The sequence below is a fragment of the Hymenobacter sp. genome, assembly GCF_035709525.1.
Taxonomy (GTDB): Bacteria; Bacteroidota; Bacteroidia; order Cytophagales; family Hymenobacteraceae; genus Hymenobacter.
Map to the genome: position 1 here is coordinate 39,538 of NZ_DASTEP010000027.1, position 25,791 is coordinate 65,328.

A 25,791-nucleotide genomic window follows, 5' to 3' on the forward strand; every position below is an offset into this window, starting at 1 on the left:
GTTTTGGGATGAGCAGTGGAAACGCGGACTACAAAGTCCGCGCAACAACCCTACTGCCCGTAGTAAGAATTAGCGCCGTGCTTGCGCTCGTAGTGTTTTTTAATCAAAGCATCCTTCAGCCGCGCCACGCCCGGCTTCAAGGTGCAGCTGAGGTAGGCCAGCCGCGCCACTTCTTCCAGCACCGCGCTGTGGTACACGGCTTTCTCCACGGTCTTGCCCCAAGTGAAGGGCGCGTGGTTGCCCACAAGTATCATCTCGACTTCGGCGGGCGAAAGGCCGCGCTTCTCAAACTCGTTGATGATTTGCCAGCCGGTCTGGTGCTCGTAGTCGCCCGCGATGAGCTCATCGCTCATGGGCGGCGCGCAGGGCACGTCGGCGGTGAGGTGGTCAGCGTGGGTGGTGCCCAGGATGGGAATATCGAGCTGCGCCTGCGCCCAGGCCGTGGCGTAGGTGCTGTGCGTGTGCACGATACCGCCAATATTCGTCCACTCCTTGAAGAGCAGCGCGTGGGTTTTTGTGTCCGACGAAGGCCGCTTGGTGCCTTCGACCACATTGTTGTCGAAGTCCACAATGACGATATCCTCGGGCTTCAGTGTGGCGTAGGGCACCCCGCTGGGCTTGATGGCGAACACGCTTTTCTCGCGGTCTACCACGCTGGCATTGCCGAAGGTGAAGAGCACCAGCCCGAGGGCCGGTAGCTGCATGTTGGCCTCGTAGCAGGCCTGCTTTAGGTCTTGAAACTGGCTCATTTAAGCGGTGGTGATGGCGGGGGTTTCGGGTTCCATTACCGGCTCTTCGGCGTGGCTATCCGTCACGCTTTCCACGAACTTGCCCAGCGCCTGGTACTGCGCGTAGCGGGTGGCGTACTGGGCCACGCTCTCGGGGTTGGGGGTGTAGGTTTCGGCAAAACCGCTACCTAGGGCCTTCTGCGAGGCCAGCACATCGGGGTAGATGCCCGCGGCCACGGCCGCGTACATAGCGGCCCCGAGGGCCGGCGCCTGCTCCGACACGGCAATCTTGATGGGGCGGTCGAGCACGTCGGCCAGCGTCTGCATCACAAAGGCCGACTTTTTGGCCACGCCGCCAATGCCAATCACTTGTTTAATCGGAATGCCTTCGCTCTCGAAGCGCTCCACAATCTGCTTCGAGCCGTAGCAGATAGCTTCGACCAGCGCGCGGAACACCTGCGGCGCCGAAGTACCCATCGTGAGGCCCGTCAAGGCACCTTTTAGGGCTTGGTTGGCGTCGGGCGTGCGGCGGCCGTTTACCCAGTCGAGGGCCAGCACGTGGCTTTCGGCGGGGTCTACGGCGGCGGCGGCTTTGGTAAGCTGCACGATAAGGTTATCGCTCACTTCCTGGCGGTAAGCGGCTTGCTGCTCAGCGGTCAGCACCTTCGACTGTACGGCACCTAGGGGCCACTCCAGCATCTGGCGGAACCAGGCCAGCAAGTCGCCGAAAGCCGACTGCCCAGCCTCTAGACCCAGCATGCCGGGGATAACCGAGCCATCAACCTGGCCGCAGATACCAGCCACCAAGTGGTCACCCACCTCGGCGGTGGGAGCTACTACGATGTCGCAGGTGCTGGTGCCCATCACCTTCACCATCGAATAGGATTCTATCTCGCCCGCCACTGCGCCGGCGTGGGCATCGAACGAGCCTACGGCAATTACCGTATTGGTAGTCAGACCTAGGCGCTGCGCCCATTCTTCGGAAAGGTGCCCGGCTACTTCATCGGCTGTGTACGTTTCCGAGAATAATCGATTGCGTAAACCGGCCAGCTTAGGTTCGAGGTGCGTGAGAAACTCCTCGGGGGGCAGGCCGCCCCAGCTAGCGTGCCACAGGGCCTTGTGGCCGGCGGCGCAGCGGCTGCGCTTAAACTCGGCCAGCGGCTGGCCGGTGAGCGTCAGCGTGAGCCAGTCGCAATGCTCCATCCAGGAGTAGGCGGCTTTGGCTACGGCCTCATCCTCGCGCACGATGTGCATGATTTTCGCCCAAAACCACTCCGACGAGTAGATGCCGCCTTCGTACTTGGTGTAGTCCTCGCCGCCCCAATTGCGGGCTTTGTGGTTGATTTCGGCGGCCTCGGCCAGCGCGGTGTGGTCTTTCCACAACACGAACAGCGCGTTGGGGTTTTCGGCAAATTCGGGCAGCATGCCCAGCAACTGGCCCTGCTCGTTCACGGGGCCCGGCGTGCTGCCGGTGGTGTCGATGGCGAGCCCCAGGATTTGCTCGGCGGGCACCTTCTTGGCTACCTCGCTCACCGTAGCCTCGAGGCTTTCGAGGTGGTCGAGTGGGTGCTGGCGAAAGCGGTTTTTGGCGGGGTTGCAGTACTGGCCCTGCTTCCAGCGCGGGTAGTAGTGCACGGCCTGCGCGATTTCGGCGCCGGTGCGGGCATCCACGAGCAAAGCGCGGGCCGAGTCGGTGCCGTAGTCGAGGCCGATAACGTAGGCCGGGGAGGCGGTTTGTTCTGGCACGAGTGGTTAATTAATATTGATAGTTGTATTAATAGCGTTTGTCATGCTGACGAAGGAAGCATCTCATCCGGTTTGCACAGCTAGCTTAACCTAGCGTGAAAAGATGCTTCCTTCGTCAGCATGACAGACAGATTACTTCCGCACCCCAAACGTGTAGCTGGTGGTGGTGTGGTAGGTTTCGCCCGGCTTCAGCACGGTGCTCGGGAACGCCTGCTGGTTGGGCGAGTCGGGGAAGTGCTGGGTCTCGAGGCAGAAGCCGGCGTGCTTGCCGTACACCACGCCATCCTTGCCTTTCAGCGTGCCATCCAGGAAGTTGCCGGTGTAAAACTGCACGCCGGGCTCGTCGGTGGTTACTTCCATGGTGCGGCCGGTGGTGGGCTCGTACACGGTAGCCGCGCTGTGCTCGCCGGTGGCTTGGTTCAAAACCCAGTTGTGGTCGTAGCCGCCGGGCACCTGCGCAATGCGTTCGCCAATGGCGTGGGGCGTGGTAAAGTCGAACGGCGTGCCCTTCACCGGCTTCAACTCGCCGGTCGGAATGAGCTGGTCGTTCACCACGGTGTAGCGGTCGGCCGGAATGGTAACTTGGTGCGCCAGCACGTCTTTGCTCTGACCTAGGGCCAGGTTGAAGTAGGCGTGGTTGGTGAGGTTGACGGGCGTCGCCTTATCAGTAGTGGCGGCGTAGTCGATTTTGAGGGCGTTGTCGTTGGTGAGGGTATAGGTCACCGTCACGTTGAGGTTGCCGGGGTAGCCTTCCTCGCCGTCCTTGCTCAGGTAGGTCAGCGTCAGGGTCTGGCCGTCGCTGTCAGAGCCGGGCTTGGCGGTCCAGATTTTCTGGTCAAAACCTAGCTTGCCGCCGTGCAGCGAGTTGCCGTTGTTGTTCACGCCCACCTGGTACTCCTTGCCATCAACCGTGAACTTGCCCTTGGCGATGCGGTTGCCGTAACGCCCAATCAGCGCGCCGAAGTAGGGGTTCGACTTGCGGAACTCGGGGCTGAGGTAGCCTTCGGCCTTGTCAAAGCCCAGCACTACGTCGCTCACTTTTCCGTCCTTATCGGGCACGAGCAGGCTGGTGAGCGTGCCACCGTAGGTACTGATGGTGGCCTTCATGCCCTTGGCATTGGTGAGGGTGAAGAGCTGAATTTCTTGGCCATCGGCGGTTTTGCCGAAGGAGGTGGAGGTGGGCATGGCAGATGATGCGTTGGTGCCAGCGGCGGCCGAGTCGGCTGGGGCCGAGGAGGTAGTAGCCGCCGTGTCCTGGCTGGTGGTGGGTTTAGAATCGCAGCTGGCCAGCAGCAGCGTGGCACCCAGGCCGGTGGCCAGCAGTGCAAAACGGGGAGAGGTGGGCATGAAAAAATAGAAAAAGACGAATTAGAGCACACTTACTTTTTGGCTAAACGTGCCCGCCGCGCGGCTCACGCGCACCAGGTAGATGCCCGCGCCGAGCCCAGCCTCAACGGCCAGCTTGGCTTGCTGCGGGCCAAACTGCTGCTCGTGCACCGGCTGGCCCCGCAAGTTATACACGTGCACTACGGTTGGCCCCGCGCCGGCCAGGCTGCCCAGCTCTACCGTGAAGCTGCCCGCCGAGGGCACCGGGTAGATGCTGACGCCGGCCAATTGCCGGGCCGGGGCCACCGCCAGCGCGCCCCCCACCAGGGCCGGCAGCCAGCGCTGGCAGTTGCAGCCATTGTAGTCCCACAGCCCCAGCTGCTGGCCGGGCGTGGTCGAGGCATTGGGCACTTCCACCACGCGGTTGCCGTTGGCCGCGGCAAACACGATGCTGCCATCGCTGGCCCGCTCGGCTATAAACTGCTGGCACACCAGGCCATTGGTGGGCCAGAGCTGGATTTTGGTGCCCGCATCGGGCAGGCAGCCGGTCGCGTCGGCCGCCAGGCCGCCCAGCGCATTCGTGATTTGGTAATAGCCGTTGCCCACCAGCGTCAGGTCCCACTGCTGGCAGGTGAGGCCCGAGGGCGTGCCCTGCGCCACCTGCTGGCCGGCCACGCCGGTGCAGCCCCAGGCATCCCACACCAGGTTGCTGAGTTGGTTTTTGATGGTGTAGCGGCCGGCCGCCAGCCAGTCGCGGCTCACGGTGGGCCAGCCCAGGGGGCCCCAGGTCAGCTTGGCCAGGCCCAGCTTGGGCGCGCCGTTGTCGTAGCCATCGTAGTAGTGGTGGCTGAAATAAGTAACGCCGTTTTCGGAGAAAATACCTGCGTGCCCCGGCCCGACAAAGCGGCCCGCGCCCCCCAGCAGCAGCGTGCCGCCGCTGCTGTTCAAGTCCACGCCGCTTTGGTCGAGGTAGGGGCCGGTGGGCGTGGCCGAGCGGCCCACCTGCACGTGGTAGGTGCTGTTGGTGCCCTGGCAGCAGGTGCCCCGGTTCACAAACAGGTAGTAGTAGCCGTTGTGGTAGCTCACGTAGGCGGCCTCTACCCCACCGTTGGCCACGGCATACTGCGTGCTGGCGTTCAGCACCTTGCCGGTGGTGGCGCTCAGCTGCGTGATGCGAATGCCGCCGAAGTACGACCCATACGCCAGCCACAGGTTGTTGCTGGCATCGCCGAAGATGGCCGGGTCAATGGCGTTGACGGTACTGCTGGTGGTAGTCGAGATAACCTCGCCTTCATCCACCCACTGGTAGCTGGGCGAGGTCGGGTCAAGCGTCACGTTGGTGGCCAGCCCGATGGTCGATACCTGCGAGCCAAACGTCGAGCACGAGTAGTAGAGGTAGTACTTGCCATTCATAAACCGGCACTCGGGCGCCCAAAAATTGCCCGCGAAGCCAGGCACTTTGGCGTTTATCCAGCTCGGGTAGGCGTTGTTCATAAATACGGCCCGCGGGCCGGGCGTCCAGTTCACGAGGTCGGTCGAAGACATGCTGTAGATGCCCTGCCCGGTGGCAAATACCCAGTAGGTGTTGCCGCTCTTTACAATGGTCGAGGGGTCGTGCACGCCAATCAGGCCTTGCAGGGCGTACGCGCGGGGGGCCAGCGCGCTGAGCAGTAGCACTAGCCCCAGCAGCCAGTGGGTGCGCCGTAGTATCGGGTTCAGCATAGTAGTGGTGGGTGGGGAAAGAAGGAACGTGCAAACCAGGTAAGCCCGCAGCTTCTACACAATCGATTGTGCGAAACTGCCTAAAAAAGCGCCGATGGGGCAAGCCGGGGAAGATTTCCTTCAAGCTTAGCGCACGGCGATAAATAGGCGGGCCAAAAACAAGTGAGCAATATTAATCAGGATTTTACGAAACAGCAAAAAATACCGGCTGCGCCCGGCACCCACCCCGCTACCTCACCGCCCGGCCAGCGCCCTCAGCCCCAGGCCACGGGCGCGGTGGGGGCAGGCACCGCAGGCCGGCAAACCCAGGTGGTGAGGCAGCCAAAAGCAAAACTCCCCGGCGGAGCGCCCCAGCCGGCTGGCTAAGGTTTTCCGTCGGGGAGCGTTGGGCGGCCCGGGCGGCCAAGCTGCTAGTGCACCAGCAGCTTGGCCGTGGCCGTGCGGCCGTGGGCCTGTAGGCGCAGAGTGTACACGCCGGCGGGCAGGTGCTGCATATCGAGCGGCAGGTGCTGGCTGCCTTCGAGCAGGGTGGCGCGGCGGGTGCCCACTACCTGCCCCAGGGCGTTGAGGACGGTGAGCGTGCCGGCGGCCGGGGCCGGGCTGGCTACCCACAGGCTGGCCGAAGTGCCGGCGGCGGCCGGGTTGGGCGCTACGCTCAGGCTGAACTCGGCCGCCCGGCCGGGCACGGCCACCGTCCGCACCGGGCTGTAGGCGGCCGACTTATCGTGGTCGACGGTGCGCAGGCGGTAGTAGAGCGTGGGCACGCCGCCGGGCAGGGCGGCATCGCGGTAGGCGTAGGTGTGGGCCGTGGTGCTGGTGCCCTGGGCCGCTACCTGGCTTAGCTGCGCAAAGTGCTGGCCATCGAGGCTGCGCTCGATTTCGAAGTGGTCGGTATTGAGCTCCGAAGCTGTGTTCCAGCTCAGGGCCACTGCCTCAGAGCTTTGCAGCCGGGCCACGAAGCTGGTGAGCTGCACCGGCAGCGGCGCGGCGCTGGAGCTCACGGTGTAGAGGGCGTTGAGCTGGGTGGTTTCGACTGATACTGAGCGGGCGGCGCCGCTTTGCGCGGGGCCGTGCGTAGTCCAGCTCGCGCCGCCGTCGTCGGAGCGCCACACCTGGGCGTTGGTGCCCGCGAAGGACAGGCCGTGGTCGTCGGCCGGCAGCCAGCTCAGGGTGAGCACGGCGGGCGTGGCCAGGCTGGTCGTGGTGCTGCTCAGGGCCCACACGCGGTCGATGCCGTGCTGGGTGGGCATGCTGGGGTTGGCTCCGTAGCTGACGCCCGCCTGGGTTAGCCCCGCCCGGCGCTCCACGGTGAGCGGAAAGGTGCTGCCGGCGGGGTCGACGGCCACGCCGAGGCCGCCCATGTCCACGGGCTGGCTGCCGCTGAGGCTACGCACCTGGGCCACCCGGCCCTTGATGTAGTGCGCGTCGGTTTCGCCCACGATGGTAGCGGCTGGCCCCAGCGTCAGCACCGAGCTGGCAGCGCCGAGCAGGTGGCCGCTGCGCAGCGTGAGGGTGCCGAGCACGGTGCCGCCGCTGGTGAGGGTAGTGCCGGCGGGCACGTCGAGGTCGAGGTTGGGCAGCGCCGCCTCGCCCAGCGCCAGCACGTGGCTGGTGGTGGCGTTGCCTTCGACGAGCCGCACCGTGGCCGCGCCCGTGCCGATGGCGCCGGTGTTGATAAAGTCGCCGCCCGCCACCAGTAGCGTGCCGCTGGTGGGCTGGTAGGTGCCCGCGTTGCGCACCGTGCCGGTGTTATAAAGGCTACCGGTTTGGTTGAAAACGCCGCCCGCCGGGTTGGTGAGCGTGGCCTGGGCCCGGCCGGCGTGGCCGGCGGCCAAACCCAAACCCAGTACTGCCAGGCCGGGCCAGCAGCGCGCCCGCGTAAGAAAATAAAAAGGCTTCATAAAATAGCTAGCTAGTACATAGTGAGCAAACTACACGCAGGGCCACCGCCCGGCACCGGGCCGGGCGGTGGCCGGCGCGCCTACTTGGTGCTGGCCGTGATGCCGGCACCTTTCAGGGCTTGTACTTCGGTGCGCAGGGCTTGCAGGGCGGCCTGCATCTCGCCGAGCGTGCTGGCCGAGGCCTTCTCGTCGAGGCTGGCTTTGAGGCCGGCGTTGGTGGCGGCCAGCTGGGCATTGGCAGCTTGCAGGGCTTCTACCTGCTTGGCCAGCTCCTGGGTGGCGCTCACGTTGAGCATCGACAAGGCTTCGTAGTCAACGGTGCGCAGGTCTTTCACCTCGGGGCCAAATACGAAGAGCTTGGTTTCGGGCTGGGGCAGGGCCACCGCGAAGCTGCGGGCGTCGGCCACGGCCGTTACCGTGGTTTCGACGGTGCCGTTCTTTTCACCTATCATCCGCACCTTGTCGCCCACTTGCAGGCGGTGGGGCGCTACCAGCGTTACCACGCTTTGGCCGCCGGCGGCCGGGGCTACGGTGCTGGTGCTGTAGATGGTGGGCACGTAGCCGGTGCCTTTGTTCACGGCCAGCGGATATACTTTTTCTACCTGCTGGGCGATTACTTTCTTGAAGGCGCGGTTGCCGTACTGCGCCTTGTCTTTCATCTGGTAGTCGGTTACTTCAATCTGCTTGAGCAAGCCCAGGTCGCGCTTGTTATCCGAGAGGCCAGTCACGTTTTTGAGGCGGGCATCGGAGAGGGCGTTGAACTCGGGGGCCGCGATGCGACCCGCCGACCGGATGGACACGCTCCCAGTGTTGGCGGCAATGCCGGTATTGGTGAGGTTGGTGACCGTATTAAGGGCGTAGAAGGCATACGTGCCGTTCAGCGTGCCACCCACGGCAGCCACATCGAGCGGGTAGGCGGGCGCGGTGGTACCGATGCCGATGTTACCGCCCTGTGCGATGCTCATGCGCTTGATAAAGCCGCTGTAGAAGTCCAGACCCAGGCGGTTGGTTCCGCCCACGGTGCGCGTCGAGCCGATGGCCTCGCCGCTACCCAGGCCAAAGGTGATGTAGCCGTTGCTAGCATTGCCGGCCGTGAGCGTGCCGTTGTTGGAGTCGCTGTTGTCGATGATGAGGCCGCTGCTGAGCGTGGCCAGGCCCGTGGTGGCGGCTACCGTGAGGCCCGCACCGCCCTTGCTTTGCAGGCGCAGGTCGCCCACATCGTTGCGCAGCGTCAGGGCATTAGGACCGTTCACACCATCGGCGCGGGCGCTCGAGTTGAGGTACAGAAAAGCCGAGCCCGCGTCGTTGCCCAGGCTGAGACGGGTGTGCGCGTTGGCGCCGGGGCTGGCATTGGCCAGGTCGATGCCCTGCACCGTATTGCCGTTGCCTACGAACGCCGTGCGGCCGGTGGTCGAGCTAAAGCTTAGGTTATTAGCTCCCATTGCCACGTTGCGGCCGGCCGTCAGGCTGCCGTCGGCGGTGTAGAGGTTGGGCGTGTTGGCGGTGGTCGGGAACACGGCGCTGAGCACGCCGCTGGCGTCGGCTATCACCGAGCGCGTGCCCATGCCTACCAGGCTGCTGGCCGTGAGCGTGCCCGTGTTAGCGGCCACGGTAAGGCCCGCGCCGCCCTGGCTTTGCAGGCGCAGGTCGCCGATGTTGTTGCGCAGCGTCAGCGCGTTCACGCCACCATCGGCCGTGCGCGTGCTCGAGTTGAGGAACAGAAAGGCGTTGCCGATGTCGTTGTTCAGCCCCAGGCGGGTGTTGGCGCCCGTGCCGGGGTTGGCGTTTTGCAGCTCTACCCGGTAGGTGCCGGGCGTATTGCCGTTCAGGCCCACGTAGCCGGTGGTGGCGTTGAAGAGCAGGTTGCTGGCGCCCATCGCCACGGCGCGGTCGCCGGTCAGGGTGCCGTCGGCGGCGTAAAAATCAGCCTTGCCGGCCGTGGCTACCCAGCCGCCGTTGGCGTACACGAAGGCCAGCGCCTGCCCGGCCGCGATGGACTGGCCGGCCAGGGTAGCCGGCTGCGCGGTGGGGTTCACCACCACCAGGTGCTGCCCCGCCACCGGGGCCGGCGTGGCGGCCGTGGTGAGGGCCACCGCCGCCGTGGGCGAGCCCGTGAGACGCACCAGGCCAAAGCCCGTGGGAATAGTAGCTGCGTTGGCGCTCACGGCCGCCGTGGTTTCGGTTACCGAAATGGCCCCATTCACATCGAGCATAGTGCGGGGGGCGGTAGTGCCCGTGCCCACGCCCAGCTGCGCGTGTGCCGAATGGTGCGCCATTGCCCCGAGCCCCAACGTCAACAAGAAAAGTTTAGTAGCGTTTTTCATAAAAGGATAAAAATTTCTTACAAGAGCCTTACTCTTAATTGTTTGAAAAAAATATGATGATAGTGTCGCTAGAAGTAGCAGCCTGCTTCGCCCGGCGTATGGGTGCTCCGCCACGGGGCGGCCCGGCAGCAGGCACTGGCTTGCGCCACGCTTTACCAGGCTTGTGCCAACTAATAGCGTTTTTTATAAATTTTTAGCTACCAGTTTCTTACAAATCATTTTTCTTCTGTTTTTGCCTCCAGATGCCGGAATGCTTGTCCAGTATCTGGAGCCACCCGCTGCTGGCCGGTGGGCGCGGCTGGGGGCGCGGCGGCGCAGCGCAGTTTTTCTACTTACTGGAGGCTCCGTCCGGCTTTCGGATTGTTTATAGGATTAAAGTACTCATTATAAGATTTTTGAATAACGGCAACGCACTGGCACTACGCTTGCAGCGCCCCTGGCCTGTTGGGAAGGGCACTGCCTTGCAAGTTCCCCGCCCTTCCCGCTGCCATTTTACTCCTGCCCCATGCGCCCGCTCCAACTACTTTCCTCCCTGCCTTCGGCCGAGCTCAACGAGCCATTTGCCGGGCCGGCGGCTGGCCGCCGCACGGGCACGCTGCCCCCTACCCTGCCGGTCCCGGCCCGGTTTGTGGCCACCAGCACCCACCGGCCGGCCCCGGCCAGCGCCGCCGACGCGCCCCTGGCCACCGCCCGGCTATCGACCAAAACCTATAACGCGCTGCTTAAGAGCCGCATCACCACCATCGGGCAATTGTGCCGGCTGACCTTGCACGACTTGAAATGGCTGCGCAACCTCGGCCCCAAAGCGCAGCAGGAGATAACCGCCTACCGGGCGGCGCTGGGTGCTCCGCTCTAGCCAGCCCAGGCGGCAGACACTAGCCGCCAATCCATAAAAAAGAGCCTTTAGCACACCGCTAAAGGCTCTTTTTTATGCAAAAGCAAGTAGCGGGGGCGCGCTAGGCGGCGGCCAGCTGCCGGCGAACTGCCCGGCTCTGCGCGGCCTCCAGCAGCAGGCTGAGGCCGACGCCCAGCGCCGCGAGCCCGCCGATGAGCACCAGGCTGCCGAGGTGAGCGTAGGCAATAACGAGCCCGGTAACGGCCGCATTGAGCAGCCCGAGCAGCAGCACCGTGCCGATTTGTGAAAAGCCCAGCGCCAGCACGCGGTGATGCACGTGGTTTTTGTCGGGGGCAAAGGGCGACTTGCCGGCCAGAATGCGCACCAAAAACACGCGGCTAGTATCGAAGAGGGGCACGAACAGGATGGCCAGGGCCACTGCCGGCGTGGCACTACCCAGCGGCTGCGCGGGGCCGTTGCCGAGCTCCACAAACTTGATGGCCAGCACCGCCACGATAAAGCCGCACACCAGCGAGCCGGTATCGCCCATGAAGATATTGGCCTTGTGGAAGTTGTAGCGCAGAAAGCCCACGATGCCGCCCATCAGGCACACCGCCGCGAAGGCGTAGCTGCCCGCGCTTTCGCCGCCGTACTGGTAGAGGTAGTACCCCAGCGTGCCGCTGCTGAGGAGCACGAGTGTGCCCGCCAGCCCGTCGAGCCCGTCGATGAGGTTGATGGCATTGGTAATGCCCACGATAACCAAAAAGGTGAGGCCGTAGCTCACGCCCAGCGGCAGCGTGCCGATGCCCAGCAAACCCTGCAAGCTCGTGAGGCGCACGTCGGCCATCAGCATCACCACGCCGCTGGCCAGCAGCTGGCCCACAAACTTCTTGGCCACCGACACGGTCACGAGGTCGTCTTTGAGGCCCACGAAAAAGAGCAGCAGGCAACCCGCCAGCAGGTATTGCACGCCGCCCGCCAGCGGGGCGAAGATGGTGAGGGCCGACAAAAAGCCCGCCAGCACCGCCACGCCGCCCAGGCGCGGCGTGGGTTGCGTGTGCACCGAGCGGCCGTTGGGCGCGTCGAACAAGTTGCGGTGGTGCGCCACGTAGATGATGGAGGGCACGGCAAACAACGAAATGAGCAAGGCCCAGAGCGCGGCCAGCAGCAGCTGCAAGCCGCCGGTAGAAATGGCGTACATAGTATAGGTAATTAGCTGATAAGTAAAATAATAGTTGTTTTTTCTTGAATGCCAGCGCCCGGTTGCTACTCGCGCACCACGCGCTGCTGGCAGCGCTGGGTGGCCGTGTGCACGCGCAGCAGGTAGAGGCCCGCCGCCAGGCCCTGGCCGCTGAGCGTGGCCGCACGGCTGCCCGCCGGCAGCGCCTGCGCCCGCACTACCCGGCCCTGGGCATCGAGCAGCTCGGCGCGCAACAGGTCTTCGCCCAGGCTGCTGCCATCGAGGTGCAGCTCGGCCGAGAAGACGGTGGGCCAGGCCACCAGCCCCGCCGCACCCGCGCCCCGGATGGCCGCCACCGCGCTGTAAAAAGCCGGCTTGCCGGGCTCCAGCACGCGCAGCCGGTAGTAGGCGGGCGGGCCGCCCGGCAGCGGCGCGCCCACCGGGTCGTAGTAGCGGTAGCTGCCGCGGGCCCCGCCCTGGGCGGGCACCTGCCCCACCCGCTGAAACGCGCGGCCGTCGGGGCTGCGCTCGATTTCGTAGGCGCTGATGCCGCTTTCCTGGGCCGTGGCCCAGCTCAGGAGCGCGCCCTCGCCCTGGGCCACGGCCCCAAACGAAACCAGCGTGACGGGCAGCGGCCCCGCATCTTCGGCCCGGCCGATGGCAAACTGACTGAAGCTGCTGAGCCCGGTGCGCAGGGCGTAGCCGTGGGTTACGCGGCGGCCATCGCCGTTGGCGGCGCTCAGGGTGCCGCCGCCGGTGCTCCAGTCGGCCGCGCTGGCGCTGGTTTCGGGGCGCTTGAGAATGCCGAACAAGTTGTCGGTTAGGTTATCAAACGAGTCGAGGTAGGCGCGCACGGCGTAGGTGCCGCCCGTGGGCTGGGCATCGGGCAGCAGCAGCCAGCGGCCGGCCGGGTGCACGCCCACGTAGTGCAGGGCGCTGGGGTTCGTGTCGCGGCAATTGAGCCCGGTGTCGGGGTCGGTTTTGGGGCCAAAGCTGGCATCGATATAAGCCACGCCGGCCAGCTGGCTACCGAGCACATCGAGGCGGGCGTACTGCGGGCCGTTGCCCACCGGAAAGGCGTAGGCATCGGTGCCGCCGGGGGCCAGGTAGCGCCGCAGCGTGCCCGCCACGTAGCCGCCGCTGGTGCCGAGGCTGCTGCCGGTCGGGTTGAGGTGCACCCACTTGGCGCTGCCGGTGCTCACCACGCCCGCCTTGAGGGTGAGGCTGGTGGCAGAGGTAGCATCGCCTTGCAGGGTGAGGCCAGCGGGGTTGTTCACCACCACCCGACCAAAGCTGCCATTGGCTACCACCTGCGCGGCACTGCCCACGAAGGCTACCTGGCTGCCGGCGTCCACGAGGGCCGTGCCGCCGGTGTTCAGCCAGTCGCCGCTCACGGCCAGCTCGGCGGCGCGGCCCAGCGTGAGCTGGCTGCCGGGCCCCAGGCGCAGGGTGCCCACAGTGGCACCGGCCGCATCGAGCACGGGCGGCACCGGGCCGGGGCCGATGGTTACGTCGGTTACGCTGTCGGGCACGGTGCCGCTGGCCCAGTTCTGGCAGTCGAGCCAGCTGGCGGTGGCCCCCTGGCCGGTCCACTGTCCGGCCGGGCCGCTCAGCGGCGCGTCGGTTATTACCGGAAACGGCCCGGTGTTGGTGAGCGGCGTGCAGCTGGCGTTGTTGGTGGCCACGCTCAGCACCTGGTATTGGGTGGTGCCCGTGCTAGTGGGCACCTGGTAGTCGTAGGTGGCGCTGGGCACTGTCAGGGTTTCGGTGGTGCCGGCGGTCAGGTTTTTGAGCACTACCGTGAGCGGAAACTGCGCCGCCGCCAGCGTGGTGGGCTGCTGGCTGAGGCGGTCGAGCCCCGCAAACGTGAAGCGCAGCGGGTGCGCGCCCAGCCGCGGGCACACCTGCTGGCTGGCGTAGGCGGCCTGCGGCAGCGAGGCAAAGCTCCAGCCGGTGGTGTTGCCCTGGTTATTAGCATTCTGGCCGGCCTCGAAGTAAGCCCCGCCCTGGGCCTGGCTGTCGCGCAGGTAGATGTAGCTGGCGCACACCGTGCCCGCGGGCTTGCTCCAGGCAAAAGACTGGCCATTCACGGTGCTTTGCAGGGTAATGACTTTGGCCCCCGTGCCATTGGCCTGCACCGTGGCCCCGGCCGCGAAGGTGGTAGTAGTGCCCGCCCCAAACTGATAGGTTGAGCCCGGGGCCAGCGTCAATTGCTGGGTGATAGTGTTGCTGCCCGTTACGTAGTTCACGCCGGCCAGCTGCAAGCTGGCAAACGTGCTGCCGCTGCCGCCTACCGTGTGGGTAGCGCCCGCGCCCGTTTGCACCACGTTGTAGGCAAAGCCGTTGCCATTAAAAGCCGCCCCGGTGCTCAGCAAAATAGTGGACGTGCCCGCGTCAAACGCCAGCGAAGCCGGCTGGCTGAGGCCCCACGCCCCGGCCGTAATTTCGACCTGCGACGCCCCGAGCTGGAGTGTGCGGCCGGGCGGCGAGGCCACCCCGTCGAGCGGGGCGCTGGCCAGGCTGCGCAGCAGCAAGGGCTGGTCGTGGGTGAGCAGCGCGCCCGCCGTGAGGGTAAGGCCGCCCCCACCAGTGCGCGGCTGCTGCACGGCATCGGCCAGGTCGATGGTAGCGCCGGGGGCATTGATGGTGAGCGCCCCGCCGAAGGGCTGCCCGGCGCTGGTGAGCGTGCCGCTGCCCAGCAGCAGTGTTTCGCCTAGCAGCTGCTGGCTCATGGTGGGGCTCCAGGTGAGGGAGCCGTAGATGGCCAGCCGGTTGGCCGCCGCGCCACTAAAAGTAGGCGCGTTGGTGGCGGCGGCCCAGCTTAGGCTGCGGCAGGTGGCCAGCGCGGCATCCTGCACCACTACTTGGCCGGCTTGGGCAAATGACTGCTCATCAAATACCACGTTATCAAGCTGATTGGGCACGCAGATGCCGGCCGCGCCGCCGCTGCTCAGGGCCCAGTGCCTGGGGTCGCTCCAGCGGCCGCCGTTGTCTACCCAGTAGAGGGTGCGCGGCACGGGCGGGTTGCTGAACGTGATACCCGAGTTGCCGCCGTTGTCGAAGCTTTGGGTGGCCGCCCACTGGCTGCCGCCCGCGAAGGTGACGTTGCGCAGCGCCGCGTAGGCCACGGGCTGGTTGGCCGCGCCCCCGGCCGGCTTGCTGAACGTGACGCGGGCCGTGCCCGTGCCGCCGTTGATGGTGACATAGCCCGAGCAGTCGCCGCTGGCCACGAGCTGGGCGTTGGTGTCAAGGTACTGGCTCGAATTGTAGAAATTATACACCCGGCCCGCCGCCATGCTCAGCTGCTGCATAAAAGCGTTGCTGGCGCTCACGTTGGCCGAGCCCGCAAAACGCAGCTGATTAAAAGTAGCCACCGTGCCCCCGCCCGAAATGACGGTGGGCAGCGAGCCCGCCGCCGGGTCGGTAAAGGCTACTACGTTGTAAACCAACCCTAAACCCGCCCGGAAAAAGGCCGGCTGGTTGCGGGTCGAGTTGGAGTTGATGCTGATGGTGCTGGTGCCCGCCTCCAGGGCTACGCCCGCCGCCACGTCCCAGGTGTAGGTGGTGCGCACGCCCACGTCGCTCGCGCCCGAGGCGGGCGTCAAGGTCACGAGGCTGCTGCCCAGCTGCACGCGCACGGCGGCCGCGCTCGCCGGGCCGCCGGCGCTGCTGCCCGCCGTAAAGACCGAGCCCGTGGCCGCGTAGCCGCTCGTGAAGCCCTGCGCCCGGATGGGCTGGCTGTTGGTATTGAACGTGCCGGCCTCTACGTAGAGCCGGCCGTTGGGCGAGGTAGCGCCAGGAGCCAGCGTCAGGGCGTCGAGCAGGGTGTAGGTGCTGCCAGGCGCGCGGAAGTATACGTTGCCGAGCAGCGCCTGCCCGGCCGTGGCCACGGTGGCCGCCGGGCTGCCCGCCTCGCGGCCGTAGAACACCAGGTCGGCCTTGGTGGCCACGGTCATGCTGGCAGTCAGCGCCAGCGCCCCCCCGATGCCGAGCTGCTTCTGGCCCACGTCGGTAGCGGCCTGGCTTAGCACGGGCGCGTTGGCTCCGGCCCAGCTCATGTCGCGGCAAAAGGCGTTGGGGCCGTCCAGGGTTACTACCTGCCCGGCCGCGCCGAAGGAGTTGGCGTCGAAGTACACGTTGGTGGCCAGCGTGGGCAGGCAGCCGCTACCGGTGGGCGCGCCGCCGCTGCTGCTGGCCCAGTGGGTGGCATCGTGCCAGCTGCCGCTGCCGCCTACCCAGTACAAGTCGCTCACGGGCAAGGCCGTAAACGTAACGTTCTGGGTGTTGCCCCGATTGAGCGAGTTGTTGGCGCGCACGCTGCCGCCCCCGCTAAAGGTGATGTCCTGCACCGCCGCGTGGGCGACTACGGTGCTGCTCCAGCTGCCGGCTCGCTGCAACACGGCCGCCTGCCCCGGCACACTCGACTGCAAGTGCGCCAGGCCGGCGCAGCTGCCGCCCAAGGCCAGCACCGCCCGCGAGCCCAGCATCAGCGTTTGGCCGGCGGCGGCGCGCAGCACGGCCTCGGCCCCCACGGCCAGCGTGCCCGTGATGGTGGCCGGGCTGGTAAGCGCCGCCGTGCCTTTGATGGTGAGGTTGTTGAAGGTAGAGCCGGCCACGCCCAGCGTGGCGCTTGCCCCGGCCGCTATTTCTACGGTGTTGTAGGTTTGGGCGGTGCTGCTGAAGGTGTAGGCATTGGCCGTGCTGCGGGCGGTGGTGCCCACGCGCAAGGTGCTGGTGCCCGCCTCCAGCGTCAGGTTGGAGCCGGCTACCTCCCAGGTATTCACCGGGGCCAGCAGGTTGAAGGTAGCGGCGTTCAAGTAAATGTCGCGCACCCGGCTGCCGGTGCTGCGCACCCCAAAGCACGATACCGTGGCGCTGCCAAAATCGACGCTGCCCGCCGCCAGCAGTAGGCTGGGCGTGGCCCCGTACTGCACCAGATTCACGTCGCTCACGAAAGCCCAGGCCCCGGCCTCGCTCTCAAAGCTTAGCCAGCCATTAATGGGCACCGCCTGCAAATCGAGCTCGTGCCCGCCCGAGGTGGCCAGCAGCCGGAAGTTGACGTCTTGCCGGCCCAGGCCGGCGGTCAGGCGCAGGTCGCCGTTTATTTCTACCGTGCCGCTGCCCACCAGGCGCGGCCCGCTCAAGGCGGGGCCGCCGGGCGGCTGCCCGGCCCCGGCCCAGCTCATGTCGTGGCAGGTCACGGTGGCCCCGATGCTCACGGTCTGGTTGCTGGCCGTGAAAGAGTTGGCGTCGAAGTGCACGTCGTCGGTGCTTTGCGGCACCTGGGTGTAGGTGGCGGGCCCGCCGCTGCGGCGGGCCCAGTGCGCCAGGTCGTCCCACTGCCCGCTGCCGCCCACCCAGTAGTAGTCGGCGGCGCGGGCGGCGGGGCCAGCGGCCAGCAAAGCCAGCAGCAAGCCCCAGCGGGCTGCCTGCCCCCGCCCACAAATAGTTTTAATACAAGTAATTAGCATAACAATAAGCGTACTTAAATAAAGCCTACCCTCTTCTCGCGCGCAAGGCCGCGCGGCCAGGCGTGGCTAGCCCGCCGGCAGCCGGTGCGCCGGCTGCGGGCAGGCTGGCCACGGTAGTCGTATTTGGCTTATAGCCAGCCCTTTGGGGCGGGCCTCACAGCGAGGCGCTGGCCGTGAAAATGACCGCCGCCTCGGGGCGGGGCGCGGGGTGGCGCGGGGCAGGCGCCAGCCGGTGGCCGGCCAGCACGGCCGGCCCACCGGCCGCCGGCCGCAATTGGTGGCTGGCCGCCAGCAGCGTGGTCAGCAGGCCGAGCAGCAGCAGCCAGGCCTTCGTGGAAGGCACCTTAGCGGGTGCTGGCGGGGTAGGTAGGGTTGGTAGCGTTGGGAGCATAAACGGGAGTTTTGCCTGCCCATGCCAGCGGCGTACCAATCGCCCTTCCATTATATAACAACCTTATTACAAGATAACTACACAAATCAACACATTAGCTAACGTCTCTTTTTCAGAGTAGCGCTCTGAAAAATGGAGCGGCCGGGCGGCGCGCTACTGCGCCGGGGCCTGGCGCAGGGCTTGCAGCTCGGTGCTCATGTCGGCCAGCACCTGGCGCAGCAGGCGGTCGGCGGCTTCTACCAGGGGCTGCAAGTCGTCGTAGCTGTAGGGGCCCTCCCAGTTTTCGAGGCGGTCCATGATGGCCACGGCGGGCTGAATCTGGAGGTGCAGCAAGCTGGGGCGCAGCTTGTGGGCCGTGTTTTGCAGGCCCTGCATGTTGCCTACTTCGAGGGCGCGGCCCAGGTCGCGCAGGGCGTTGTAGGTGCCATCGATAAAGGTTTTGAGCATCGACTCCACGAATTTCTGGTTGCCCCGGGCCGTGTCCAGCAGCATATCCAGCTTGTAGAGGGCGGCGCCGGGGGACGGCGCCGGGGGCGCGGGTGCGGCCACGGGGGTCGGTGCCTCGGCGGGCGCGCCCGCGGGCCGCAGTATCCAGTCGTGCACCAGTTGCAGCAGTTCGTCTTCGTAGAAGGGCTTGGTGAGGTAGTCGTTCATGCCCACGGCCAGGCAGCGCTCTTTCTCGCCGTTGATGGCCGAGGCCGTGAGGGCGATAATGGGCGTGGTAAGGCCCAGCTCCTGGCGCAGGTGCCGGGTGGCCTCAAAGCCATCGAGCACCGGCATCTGCACGTCCATCAAGATGAGGTCAAAGTCCTGGGCGGCGGCGCGGGCCACGGCTTCTTGGCCGTTTTCCGCCTCCGTCACCTTTATTTGCGCGGTGCGCAAAAAGCTCTTGGCCAGCATCCGGTTATACTCGTTGTCTTCGACCAGCAGCACGCGCTTGCCCTTGAGCTGCTGGGGGTTGGTGATGGCCACCGACTTGCGCTGCGGCAGGTCGTGCACGGTGCCGATGGGCAAAAACAAGCAGAAGTGGCTGCTGGTGCCCACGCCCTTTTCGCTTTCAATCTCGATTTCGCCGCCCATGAGCCGGGCCAGGCTGCGGCTGATGCTGAGCCCCAGCCCCGTGCCGCCAAACTTGCGCGTGATGGACGAGTCTTCCTGGCTGAACTCCTGGAAGATGGACTGAAGGTAGGCCGCGTCGATGCCCACCCCCGTGTCGCACACCGAAAAGGCGATAATCACCTGCCCGTTGAAGTAGCCCGCCACTTCGCACTCCACCGTCACCTCACCCTTTTCGGTGAATTTCACCGAGTTGCTGGCCAGGTTAAGCAAGATTTGGGTGATGCGGTAGGGGTCGCCGAGCACCACGTTGGGAATGAGCGGGCTCACCTTCGTGACGAAGCGCAGGCCCTTTTCCTCGGCCTTGTAGAGCATGGTTTTCTCGACCTGCTCGCAGAGGCGCGCCACGTTGAAGCCCACCCGCTCGATGGTCATCTTGCCGGCGTCAAGCTTCGAGATGTCCAGAATGTCGTTGATGATGACGAGCAGATTCTGGGCCGAGGTGGTGATGGCGTGCAGGTAGTTGCTTTGGCGCGGGGCCAGGGTAGTCTTCGCCAGCAGCTGGCTCATGCCCAGGATGGCGTTCATGGGCGTGCGGATTTCGTGGCTCATGTTGGCCAGGAACAGCTCCTTGGCCCGGGCCGAGTCTTCGGCCTGCTGCTTGGCCTCGCGCAGGTTGAGCTCCAGCTGCTTTTGGTGCGTGATGTCGAGGTTGATGCCGATGGTGCCCGTGGGCTGCTTGTTTTGGTCGTAGAGCGGGGCCGCGCCCACAAACAGCCACTTGCGCTCGCCCTGCTTGGTGGTCACTTCCAGCTCATAAGAGCCCGAAATGCCCCGGCGGCGGTCGGCCATGCGCCCGCGCAGCGCCTCTACCTCGGCTTCCGACATAATGAGCGGGTGCAGGGGCTGGCCCAGCAGCTCGTCGGGCGCGTAGCCCATCATCTGGCAGTAGCTGCGGTTGGCGTACAGCACCCGGTAGTTGAGGTCCATCTCTACCAGCCCGAGCTGCATGTTGTCGATGATGTTGCGGTACTTTTCTTCCTGCCGCTTCAGGGTTTGCTCGGCCCGGTAGCGCTCCGTGATGTCGTCGAACTTCCAGAGGTGGCCGATGCTTTTTTCTTCCTGCCACACCGGCACGAAGGTGCATTGCAGCACGCGGCCGTCACGCAACGTCACCAGCTCGTCAAAAAAAGCCTTGCGGCGCGCCACGGTGTCGGCCACGTGCGCCAGAAAATCGCGCTCGCCGCCGAAGTGCGGCCGCAGCTGCTCCGACACCTCGCGCTCGGGCAGGCCCACCAGCCGCTCGGGCGGCACGTCGAACCCGAAGATGCGGCAAAACGCCGGGTTGGTTTGCACAATGAGGTGGTTTTCATCTACTAGCAGCACGCCCCGCTTGAGGCTGTCGATGGTAGCCGACAGGCGCAGGGCGGCCGCCATCAGCGCGTCGCTGGCCTTGCGGTTGGCCGAGATGTCGGTCGAGAGGCCCGTTATCAGCCGCGGCTCGCCGTCGGGGTCGCGCCGGGTAATGAGGCCGCGGCTGAGCACCCACTGGTAGGTGCCCTCATAGCGGCGCATGCGGTGCTCGCTGCTGAAAAGGGGCGTGTTGCCGGCCTGGTAGTTGGCCAGGCGCCACACCACCTGGGGCAGGTCGTCGGGGTGGGTGATGTCGGCCAGGCCTTGGTGCTTTTCGGCTTGCTCGGCGGGCGGGTAGCCCAGCATGGCCAGCAGCTCGGGCGAAAGGCAGGCGGCGTGCTTGTCGCAGTCGTACTCCCAGCTGCCATCGCCCAGCGCGTTCATAGCCAGCTGCTGGCGCAGCTCGCGGCGGCGGTCGGTTTCCTCGGCTTTTTTGAGCAGGGTAATGTCCTCGATAAAGCCGCTGTACACGGCGCCCTGCGCGTCGCGGTGCGAAAGCGTGGCATTGCCGCGCCACCAGATGAGGGGCCGCCCCGGCAGCACCAGCCGCCCCTCAAAGTGCCAGGGCTCGGTGCTGTCGTCGGCGGTGGCGGCGTCTACCGATTCGCGGTAGCGGGCGCGGTCGTCGGGGTGGATAAACGGCACCAGACTGGTCGTTTCGCCCGGCGTCACGCCAAACAGTTCGTGCATCCGGGGGCTGGCGTAGAGCAGGGCAAAGGTGCCATCCCGGTTTTTGCGCCAGCGAAACAGCACGCCCGGCACCTGCTCGGCCAGCTCGCGGTAGCGCCGCTCGCTTTCGGCCAATGCCAGCTGGGCGCGCTTTTCCTCCGAAATGTCTTCCAGCATGCCCACAAACAGGGGCTCGGCCGGGGCAGGCAGGCACAAGGGCCGCATGCGCAGCCGCAGCCAGCCGCCCTCGTAGCCGGGGCAGGGGTCGGGCAGGTCTAGCTGAAAGGCGGTGCTGCCCGCCAGGCCCATCGCCAGCAGGGCCTGCGCGGCCGCATCTACGTGCAGCCAGCTGCCGGCCTGGCCCAGCATTTGGCCCAGCAGCTGGGTTAGCGGCACGCCGCAGCGCGCCAGCAGGCGCGAGCTGGCCCACGTGAGGTGGCCCTGCCGGTCGGTGGTGAGCACGCCCACAAACAGGTCCTGCATCTGGGCCACGAAGTTGGGCAGGTCGCCCAGGTAGGGGCTGGTGGCTACCTGCCGGGCCGCCGCCAGCTGGCCGCGCAGCAGGGCTATCTCGGCGTCGCGCGCGGCCAGCTGGGCCGCGCAGGAGGTATCGGAAAGCATCGGAGTATGCCAGAAACTATAGAACCCAACGGCTATATTTCGCCGTCCTGTATCATCTTGTAAATCGTGGACTTGCCTACGTCCAGCTTCTGAGCCACCAGGGGCACGTTGTCCTGGTACTTGGTCAGGTAGTGCCGCACGATGGTGCGCGTGTACTCGCGCAGGGTTTTCTCCGAGTCCAGAAAGCCAGCCTCGCGCCCGGCGGGCGCAAACACGATGTCGGCCGCCTCTATCTCGTGGCCGTTGCTGAGCACGGCCGCCAGCTCGATGATGGTTTTGAGCTCGCGCACGTTGCCGGGGTAGTTGTAGGCTTGCAGCTTGTCCTGGGCCGCTTTGGTGAGGCTGAGGGGCGGCTTCTGGTACTCGCGGCAAAACTCGTCCACGAAGTGCTTGGCCAGGAACAGCACGTCGCTCCCGCGCTCGCGCAGCGGCGGCAGCACCAGCGGCAGCCCGATGATGCGGTAGTACAAGTCTTCGCGGAAGTTGTTGGTGCGCACTTCTTCCGACAGGCTTTTGTGGGTGGCCGTGATGAGGCGCACGTCGAGCTTGATGCGCTCGTTGCCGCCCACCCGCTGTAGCTCGCGCTCTTGCAGCACGCGCAGCAGCTTGCTTTGGATGGCGGGATTCAGGTCGCCGATTTCGTCCAGGAAAAGCGTGCCGCCGTTGGCTTCTTCAAACTTACCAATCTTGCGGGCCACGGCGCTGGTAAAGGCCCCTTTCTCGTGCCCAAACAGCTCGCTCTCCAGCAGCTCGGCTGGGATAGCAGCCATGTTCACGGCCACAAACGGCTTTTTGTGCCGGCCCGATTTCATGTGAATGGCCTTGGCCACCAGCTCCTTGCCCGTGCCCGTTTCGCCCGTGATGGACACGTTGACCGGCGTTTGGGCGGCTTTTTCCATCAGCCCAAACAGGCCCTCGATGGCCGGGCTGTGGCCCTTCAGAATCTTGCTGAAATCGTACTTGTTTTGCAGCTGGTCTTCGAGGCGCTTCACTTGCTCGCGCAGCGAGCTGGTTTCGCGCAGCTTCTGAATGGCGTTCCAGAGCAAGTCCTTGGTGTTGTCGTCCTTCACCAGGTACTCGGCCGCGCCGGCCTTGAGCAGCTGCACGGCCGTCGCAATCTTGCTTTGCGCGCTGATGACGATAACCGGTATTTCGGGCCAGCGCTGGCGCAGGCGCGCCAGCAGCTTGTCGCCGCTGATGTCGGGCAGCGAAAAATCTATCGTAACCACATCGGGCCGCAAGTGCATGTTGTCCAGGCACTCCTGGCCCGAAGTCCACAGCTGCACCGTGTCTTCGGGGTTGAGCGACAGGTGGTAGTGCAGCAGCTGGCCATACCAGGGGTCATCTTCTACAATGAAGATAGTAAAGGGGGCTTCCATACTAAGCCTAATTTCTTGTAAGTCAATCAAAAGATACGCGCAGGCGCAAGCCGCCGCCCGGGCGGGCGCACCCAGCCGAGGCCGGGCAATTACTTCGGAAGTGCCGGAAGTCTAACGGGCGTGTAAATCGATTGGGAAAGCCAAGAAAAAAGAGCCTGCGTGAGGCTGCCGGGTCACGGCCGGCCGGCGCGGAAGCCGAACGGGTAACGAAGAGAAGGAGGTAGATAAGAAGAACGTAGACATCAGGAACGGATAATAACTAAACAACGTCAGGCACCGCTAAGCGCCTGACGTTGTTAAGGTACGAAAGCCGGTTGGGAACGGCTGCAAATAGAATTTCACGGCGAAGGCTATTTCGCAACGACCGGCGAAATGGCAAAACTCAATGGTTTAGCCGTAAGATTCTTGGCTGGTAGCAAAGCCCTGTTGGCCGGCTAGCTTTTTTATAAATTTTTACCTCGTCGGCAAGCCGGCCAAGGTGGCTGCCAGCGAAAAGGCTAGCAGCCGGGCGCGGCCTACGACTTGGCCTCTTCGTAAAACATATTGAGGGCCCCGTACTGGCCGAGCTGGTGCTGCACCAGTTCGGTAGCGGGCAGGTAGCTCAGCTGGGGGCGCAAGCCCGCCTTGGCTTCCTGGCTTTTGGTTGCATACACCTTGTTGATGAGATAGTTGTATTTCCTGGCGATAACGGCCCAGTTGTAGCGGCGGTCGGCAATGGCCTGCATTTCCTGGCCCAGCGCCTTCCAGGTGCGGATGCGGGTTTCGGCGATGTGCTTTTTGAGCTCGGCTTTGTCGGAGAAGTACACGGCCTTGTGCTCGGTAGTGGCTTTGTTGAACGACACGTCGAAGGCCAGCACCGGCAAGCCCAGGCACATGGCCTCAACCAGCGAAGGGTTGGTGCCGCCGGCGCTGTGGCCGTGCACGTACACGTGGCAGTTGCTGCGCAAGATGTCGAGCTGCGTCTGGTCGTAGATGGGGTCGAGCAGGTGCAGGTTGGGGCACTGGCCAAACTCCTGGCGCAGCTGGCGGCCGTAGGTGCTGTTGTTCCAGTTGCCCACCAGCACGAAGGGGTAGCTCGGCAGCTCGGCGAAGGCCCCAAGCACGAGGTGCACGTTGTTTTCGGGCTCGATGCGGCACACCTTGAAGGCGTAGGGCTGGGCCAGGAAGGGGTATTTTTCGCGGGCGGCGTCGGTGATGGACTGCTTGCGGGCGTGGTCGCCGCCGTACTCAATCACGCGGCTGCGGGTGCTGTAGGCGCGGGCCGTGTAGTTCTGGATGGCGTCGTTATCGGAGATATCGGCGTGCGAAAACCGCACGGCCAGGCTTTCCGACCAGCGCAGAAACCACTTGGCGTAGCGGTTCCACTTGTCGCGGCGCCACTCGATGCCGTCGATAGAGATAATGATTTTCTTGTTGGTAAACCACTTCACGAAGGGCAGCAGAATGCCGCCCGGCACCCCCAAAATCAGCAGCACATCGGCAAACAGCACCGCGTGCAAAATGGAAAGGCAGTCGTAGATAATGCTTTGGGCACCATTAGCCTCGAAGGGCAGGTACACCAGCTTGGCGCTTTCGTAGTGCGAGCGGCGCTCGGCCTTGGGGTACTTTTTGCCGCTGCAATACACCGTGAGGTCGTGCTCCTGGTGCAGGTGTTTCACGAGGTAGGCCGTCAGGGTTTCGAAGCCCCCGTAGCAGGCGGGCAGCCCCACGGTACCGATAATGGCAACTTTCTTCTTAGTAGACATGAGCTATAACTGGGCGGAATTTTATAGGTAGTTCTTGCTTTTTAATTACTTGATTTTATGCCCGCGCCAGCTTGGGGCGCAGTGCGCCAACCGGCCGGGCCACGGCGAGTAGCGGGGCAGCAGCAGTAGCAGCATCGGCCAGCGGCAGCAGGCGGCCGAACGTGCGCAGCACCTGCTCGGCAAAGCGCTCGGGGCCGAACGTGGCGGCCCGCTTGCGGGCGGCGGCGGCCATGCGGGCATACACCGGGCCATTGCGGTGCAGCAGGCGCAGGGCGTGCTGCAAGGCTTCCAGGTCGCGCCCATCGATGGCGAAACCAGTGTGCGTGTGCACGTTGACTTCGGCCACGCCACCCACGGGTGGCACTAGCACGGGCCGCCCGTAGGCCAGGCCTTCCAGAATAGTCATGCCGAAGGTTTCGACCCACTCGTCGGGCCGCGAGAGGTTGGCGACTACCGCCGCGCGGTGGTAGTGCGGGTGCATGTCGGCCGTGGCCGGAAACAGCTTGAGGTTATTAGGTACCGAATGCTGGGCCACGTAGTCGGCCACGGCGGCGGGCGCGGCATTGAGTACCAACTCGAAGCTCATTTCGGGCAGGCTGCGGGCCAGGGCAAAAAACTCGGGTACGCCTTTGTAGTCGCGCAGCGAGCAGGCCATCAGCACCACGAAGGGCCGGGGGCTGTCGTAGGGCAGCGAGGCTTTGTTGGCTTCTTCGATAAAGCTCGGGGCCAGCGAATTATACACTACCTTCTGCCCGGCCACGGGCAGCGCCAGCGTCTGGCGCACGTGCTCCGACACGCACAGCAACTGGTGGGCCGTGCGCTGGGCTACTGCGCACAGCACCCGCCGCAGTGGGGCCGGCCGCAGCGACACCTCGTGCAGGTGGTACACCACCCTGGCGCCCCGGCAGCGGGCCGCCAGGGCCGCGCCAGCCGGCAGCAGCGAGTTGACATACACCACATTGCCGGGCCGGGCCAGCCGCAGCACCTTCCAAAACACGGCTAGCTGCACCAGAATAAAGTTGAGCAGCGTGCGCCACTGGCTCGCCGACCAGCGGTAGGCCAGCGGGTGCAACGTCACGCCCGGCAGGTCGCTCAGGAAGCCCGGCTCGCCGGGCGTAGCCGTGAGCAGGTCGATGCCGTAGCCGGCCTCGGCCAGCACGGCCAGCGACTGCCGCAGCACCAGCGGGCTGCCGCTGCGGTCGTTTAGTAAGTGTACGGCGATAATACGAGACATGATAGAGGTATAAGTTTTAAGTTCTGAGTTTTGAGTTGCGGGCTTGAGAA

14 protein-coding genes are annotated in these 25,791 nt (G+C 65.2%); 1 reads left to right on the forward strand and 13 read right to left on the reverse strand.

The window, feature by feature from the left end:
* Positions 1–50: 50 nt before the first annotated feature.
* From VFO93_RS02520 to VFO93_RS02545, 6 genes are all read right to left on the reverse strand, one after another.
* Positions 51–749: an L-ribulose-5-phosphate 4-epimerase gene (locus tag VFO93_RS02520; protein ID WP_325132740.1), complete on the reverse strand. Its 699-nt coding sequence runs from the start codon at positions 747–749 to the stop codon at positions 51–53.
* Entirely contained in the window at positions 750–2,474 is a 1,725-nt protein-coding gene (locus VFO93_RS02525; RefSeq protein ID WP_325132741.1) for a ribulokinase, read from the reverse strand. It abuts the gene before it with no gap.
* 132 nt (positions 2,475–2,606) lie between these two features.
* Entirely contained in the window at positions 2,607–3,659 is a 1,053-nt protein-coding gene (locus tag VFO93_RS02530; RefSeq protein ID WP_325132760.1) for an aldose epimerase family protein, read from the reverse strand.
* 183 nt (positions 3,660–3,842) lie between these two features.
* The gene (locus VFO93_RS02535) at positions 3,843–5,522 is read right to left on the reverse strand and encodes a family 43 glycosylhydrolase (RefSeq protein ID WP_325132742.1); all 1,680 of its coding nucleotides are present in this window, start codon (positions 5,520–5,522) and stop codon (positions 3,843–3,845) included.
* 410 nt (positions 5,523–5,932) lie between these two features.
* On the reverse strand, positions 5,933–7,423 hold the full coding sequence (locus VFO93_RS02540; RefSeq protein WP_325132743.1) for a T9SS type A sorting domain-containing protein: 1,491 nt from the start codon (positions 7,421–7,423) through the stop codon (positions 5,933–5,935).
* Positions 7,424–7,503: 80 nt separating this feature from the next.
* Positions 7,504–9,747, reverse strand: a complete 2,244-nt coding sequence (locus VFO93_RS02545; RefSeq protein WP_325132744.1) for a tail fiber domain-containing protein — start codon at positions 9,745–9,747, stop codon at positions 7,504–7,506.
* 505 nt (positions 9,748–10,252) lie between these two features.
* Between VFO93_RS02545 and VFO93_RS02550 the strand changes: the two genes are divergently transcribed.
* Entirely contained in the window at positions 10,253–10,603 is a 351-nt protein-coding gene (locus VFO93_RS02550; RefSeq protein ID WP_325132745.1) for a DNA-directed RNA polymerase subunit alpha C-terminal domain-containing protein, read from the forward strand.
* 100 nt (positions 10,604–10,703) lie between these two features.
* On the opposite strand, the gene VFO93_RS02555 is transcribed toward VFO93_RS02550, so the two are convergent.
* The 7 genes from VFO93_RS02555 to VFO93_RS02585 form a co-directional block, all read right to left on the reverse strand.
* Positions 10,704–11,783 carry an MraY family glycosyltransferase gene (locus tag VFO93_RS02555; protein ID WP_325132746.1) on the reverse strand — a complete coding sequence of 360 codons (1,080 nt, stop codon included), beginning with the start codon at positions 11,781–11,783 and terminating at the stop codon, positions 10,704–10,706.
* Positions 11,784–11,848: 65 nt separating this feature from the next.
* Positions 11,849–17,233, reverse strand: coding sequence for a hypothetical protein (locus VFO93_RS02560; RefSeq protein ID WP_325132747.1), 5,385 nt, complete (start codon positions 17,231–17,233; stop codon positions 11,849–11,851).
* Between the two features lie 154 nt (positions 17,234–17,387).
* Complete coding sequence (locus VFO93_RS02565) at positions 17,388–17,576, reverse strand: hypothetical protein (RefSeq protein WP_325132748.1); 189 nt, start codon at positions 17,574–17,576, stop codon at positions 17,388–17,390.
* 201 nt (positions 17,577–17,777) lie between these two features.
* A complete protein-coding gene (locus VFO93_RS02570) occupies positions 17,778–21,383 on the reverse strand; it encodes a PAS domain S-box protein (protein ID WP_325132749.1) in 3,606 nt (1,201 codons plus the stop codon).
* Positions 21,384–21,415: 32 nt separating this feature from the next.
* Positions 21,416–22,762: a sigma-54 dependent transcriptional regulator gene (locus tag VFO93_RS02575; RefSeq protein ID WP_325132750.1), complete on the reverse strand. Its 1,347-nt coding sequence runs from the start codon at positions 22,760–22,762 to the stop codon at positions 21,416–21,418.
* 515 nt (positions 22,763–23,277) lie between these two features.
* A complete protein-coding gene (locus tag VFO93_RS02580; protein WP_325132751.1) occupies positions 23,278–24,507 on the reverse strand; it encodes a DUF1972 domain-containing protein in 1,230 nt (409 codons plus the stop codon).
* Between the two features lie 55 nt (positions 24,508–24,562).
* A complete protein-coding gene (locus VFO93_RS02585) occupies positions 24,563–25,741 on the reverse strand; it encodes a glycosyltransferase family 4 protein (RefSeq protein WP_325132752.1) in 1,179 nt (392 codons plus the stop codon).
* Positions 25,742–25,791: the final 50 nt, after the last annotated feature.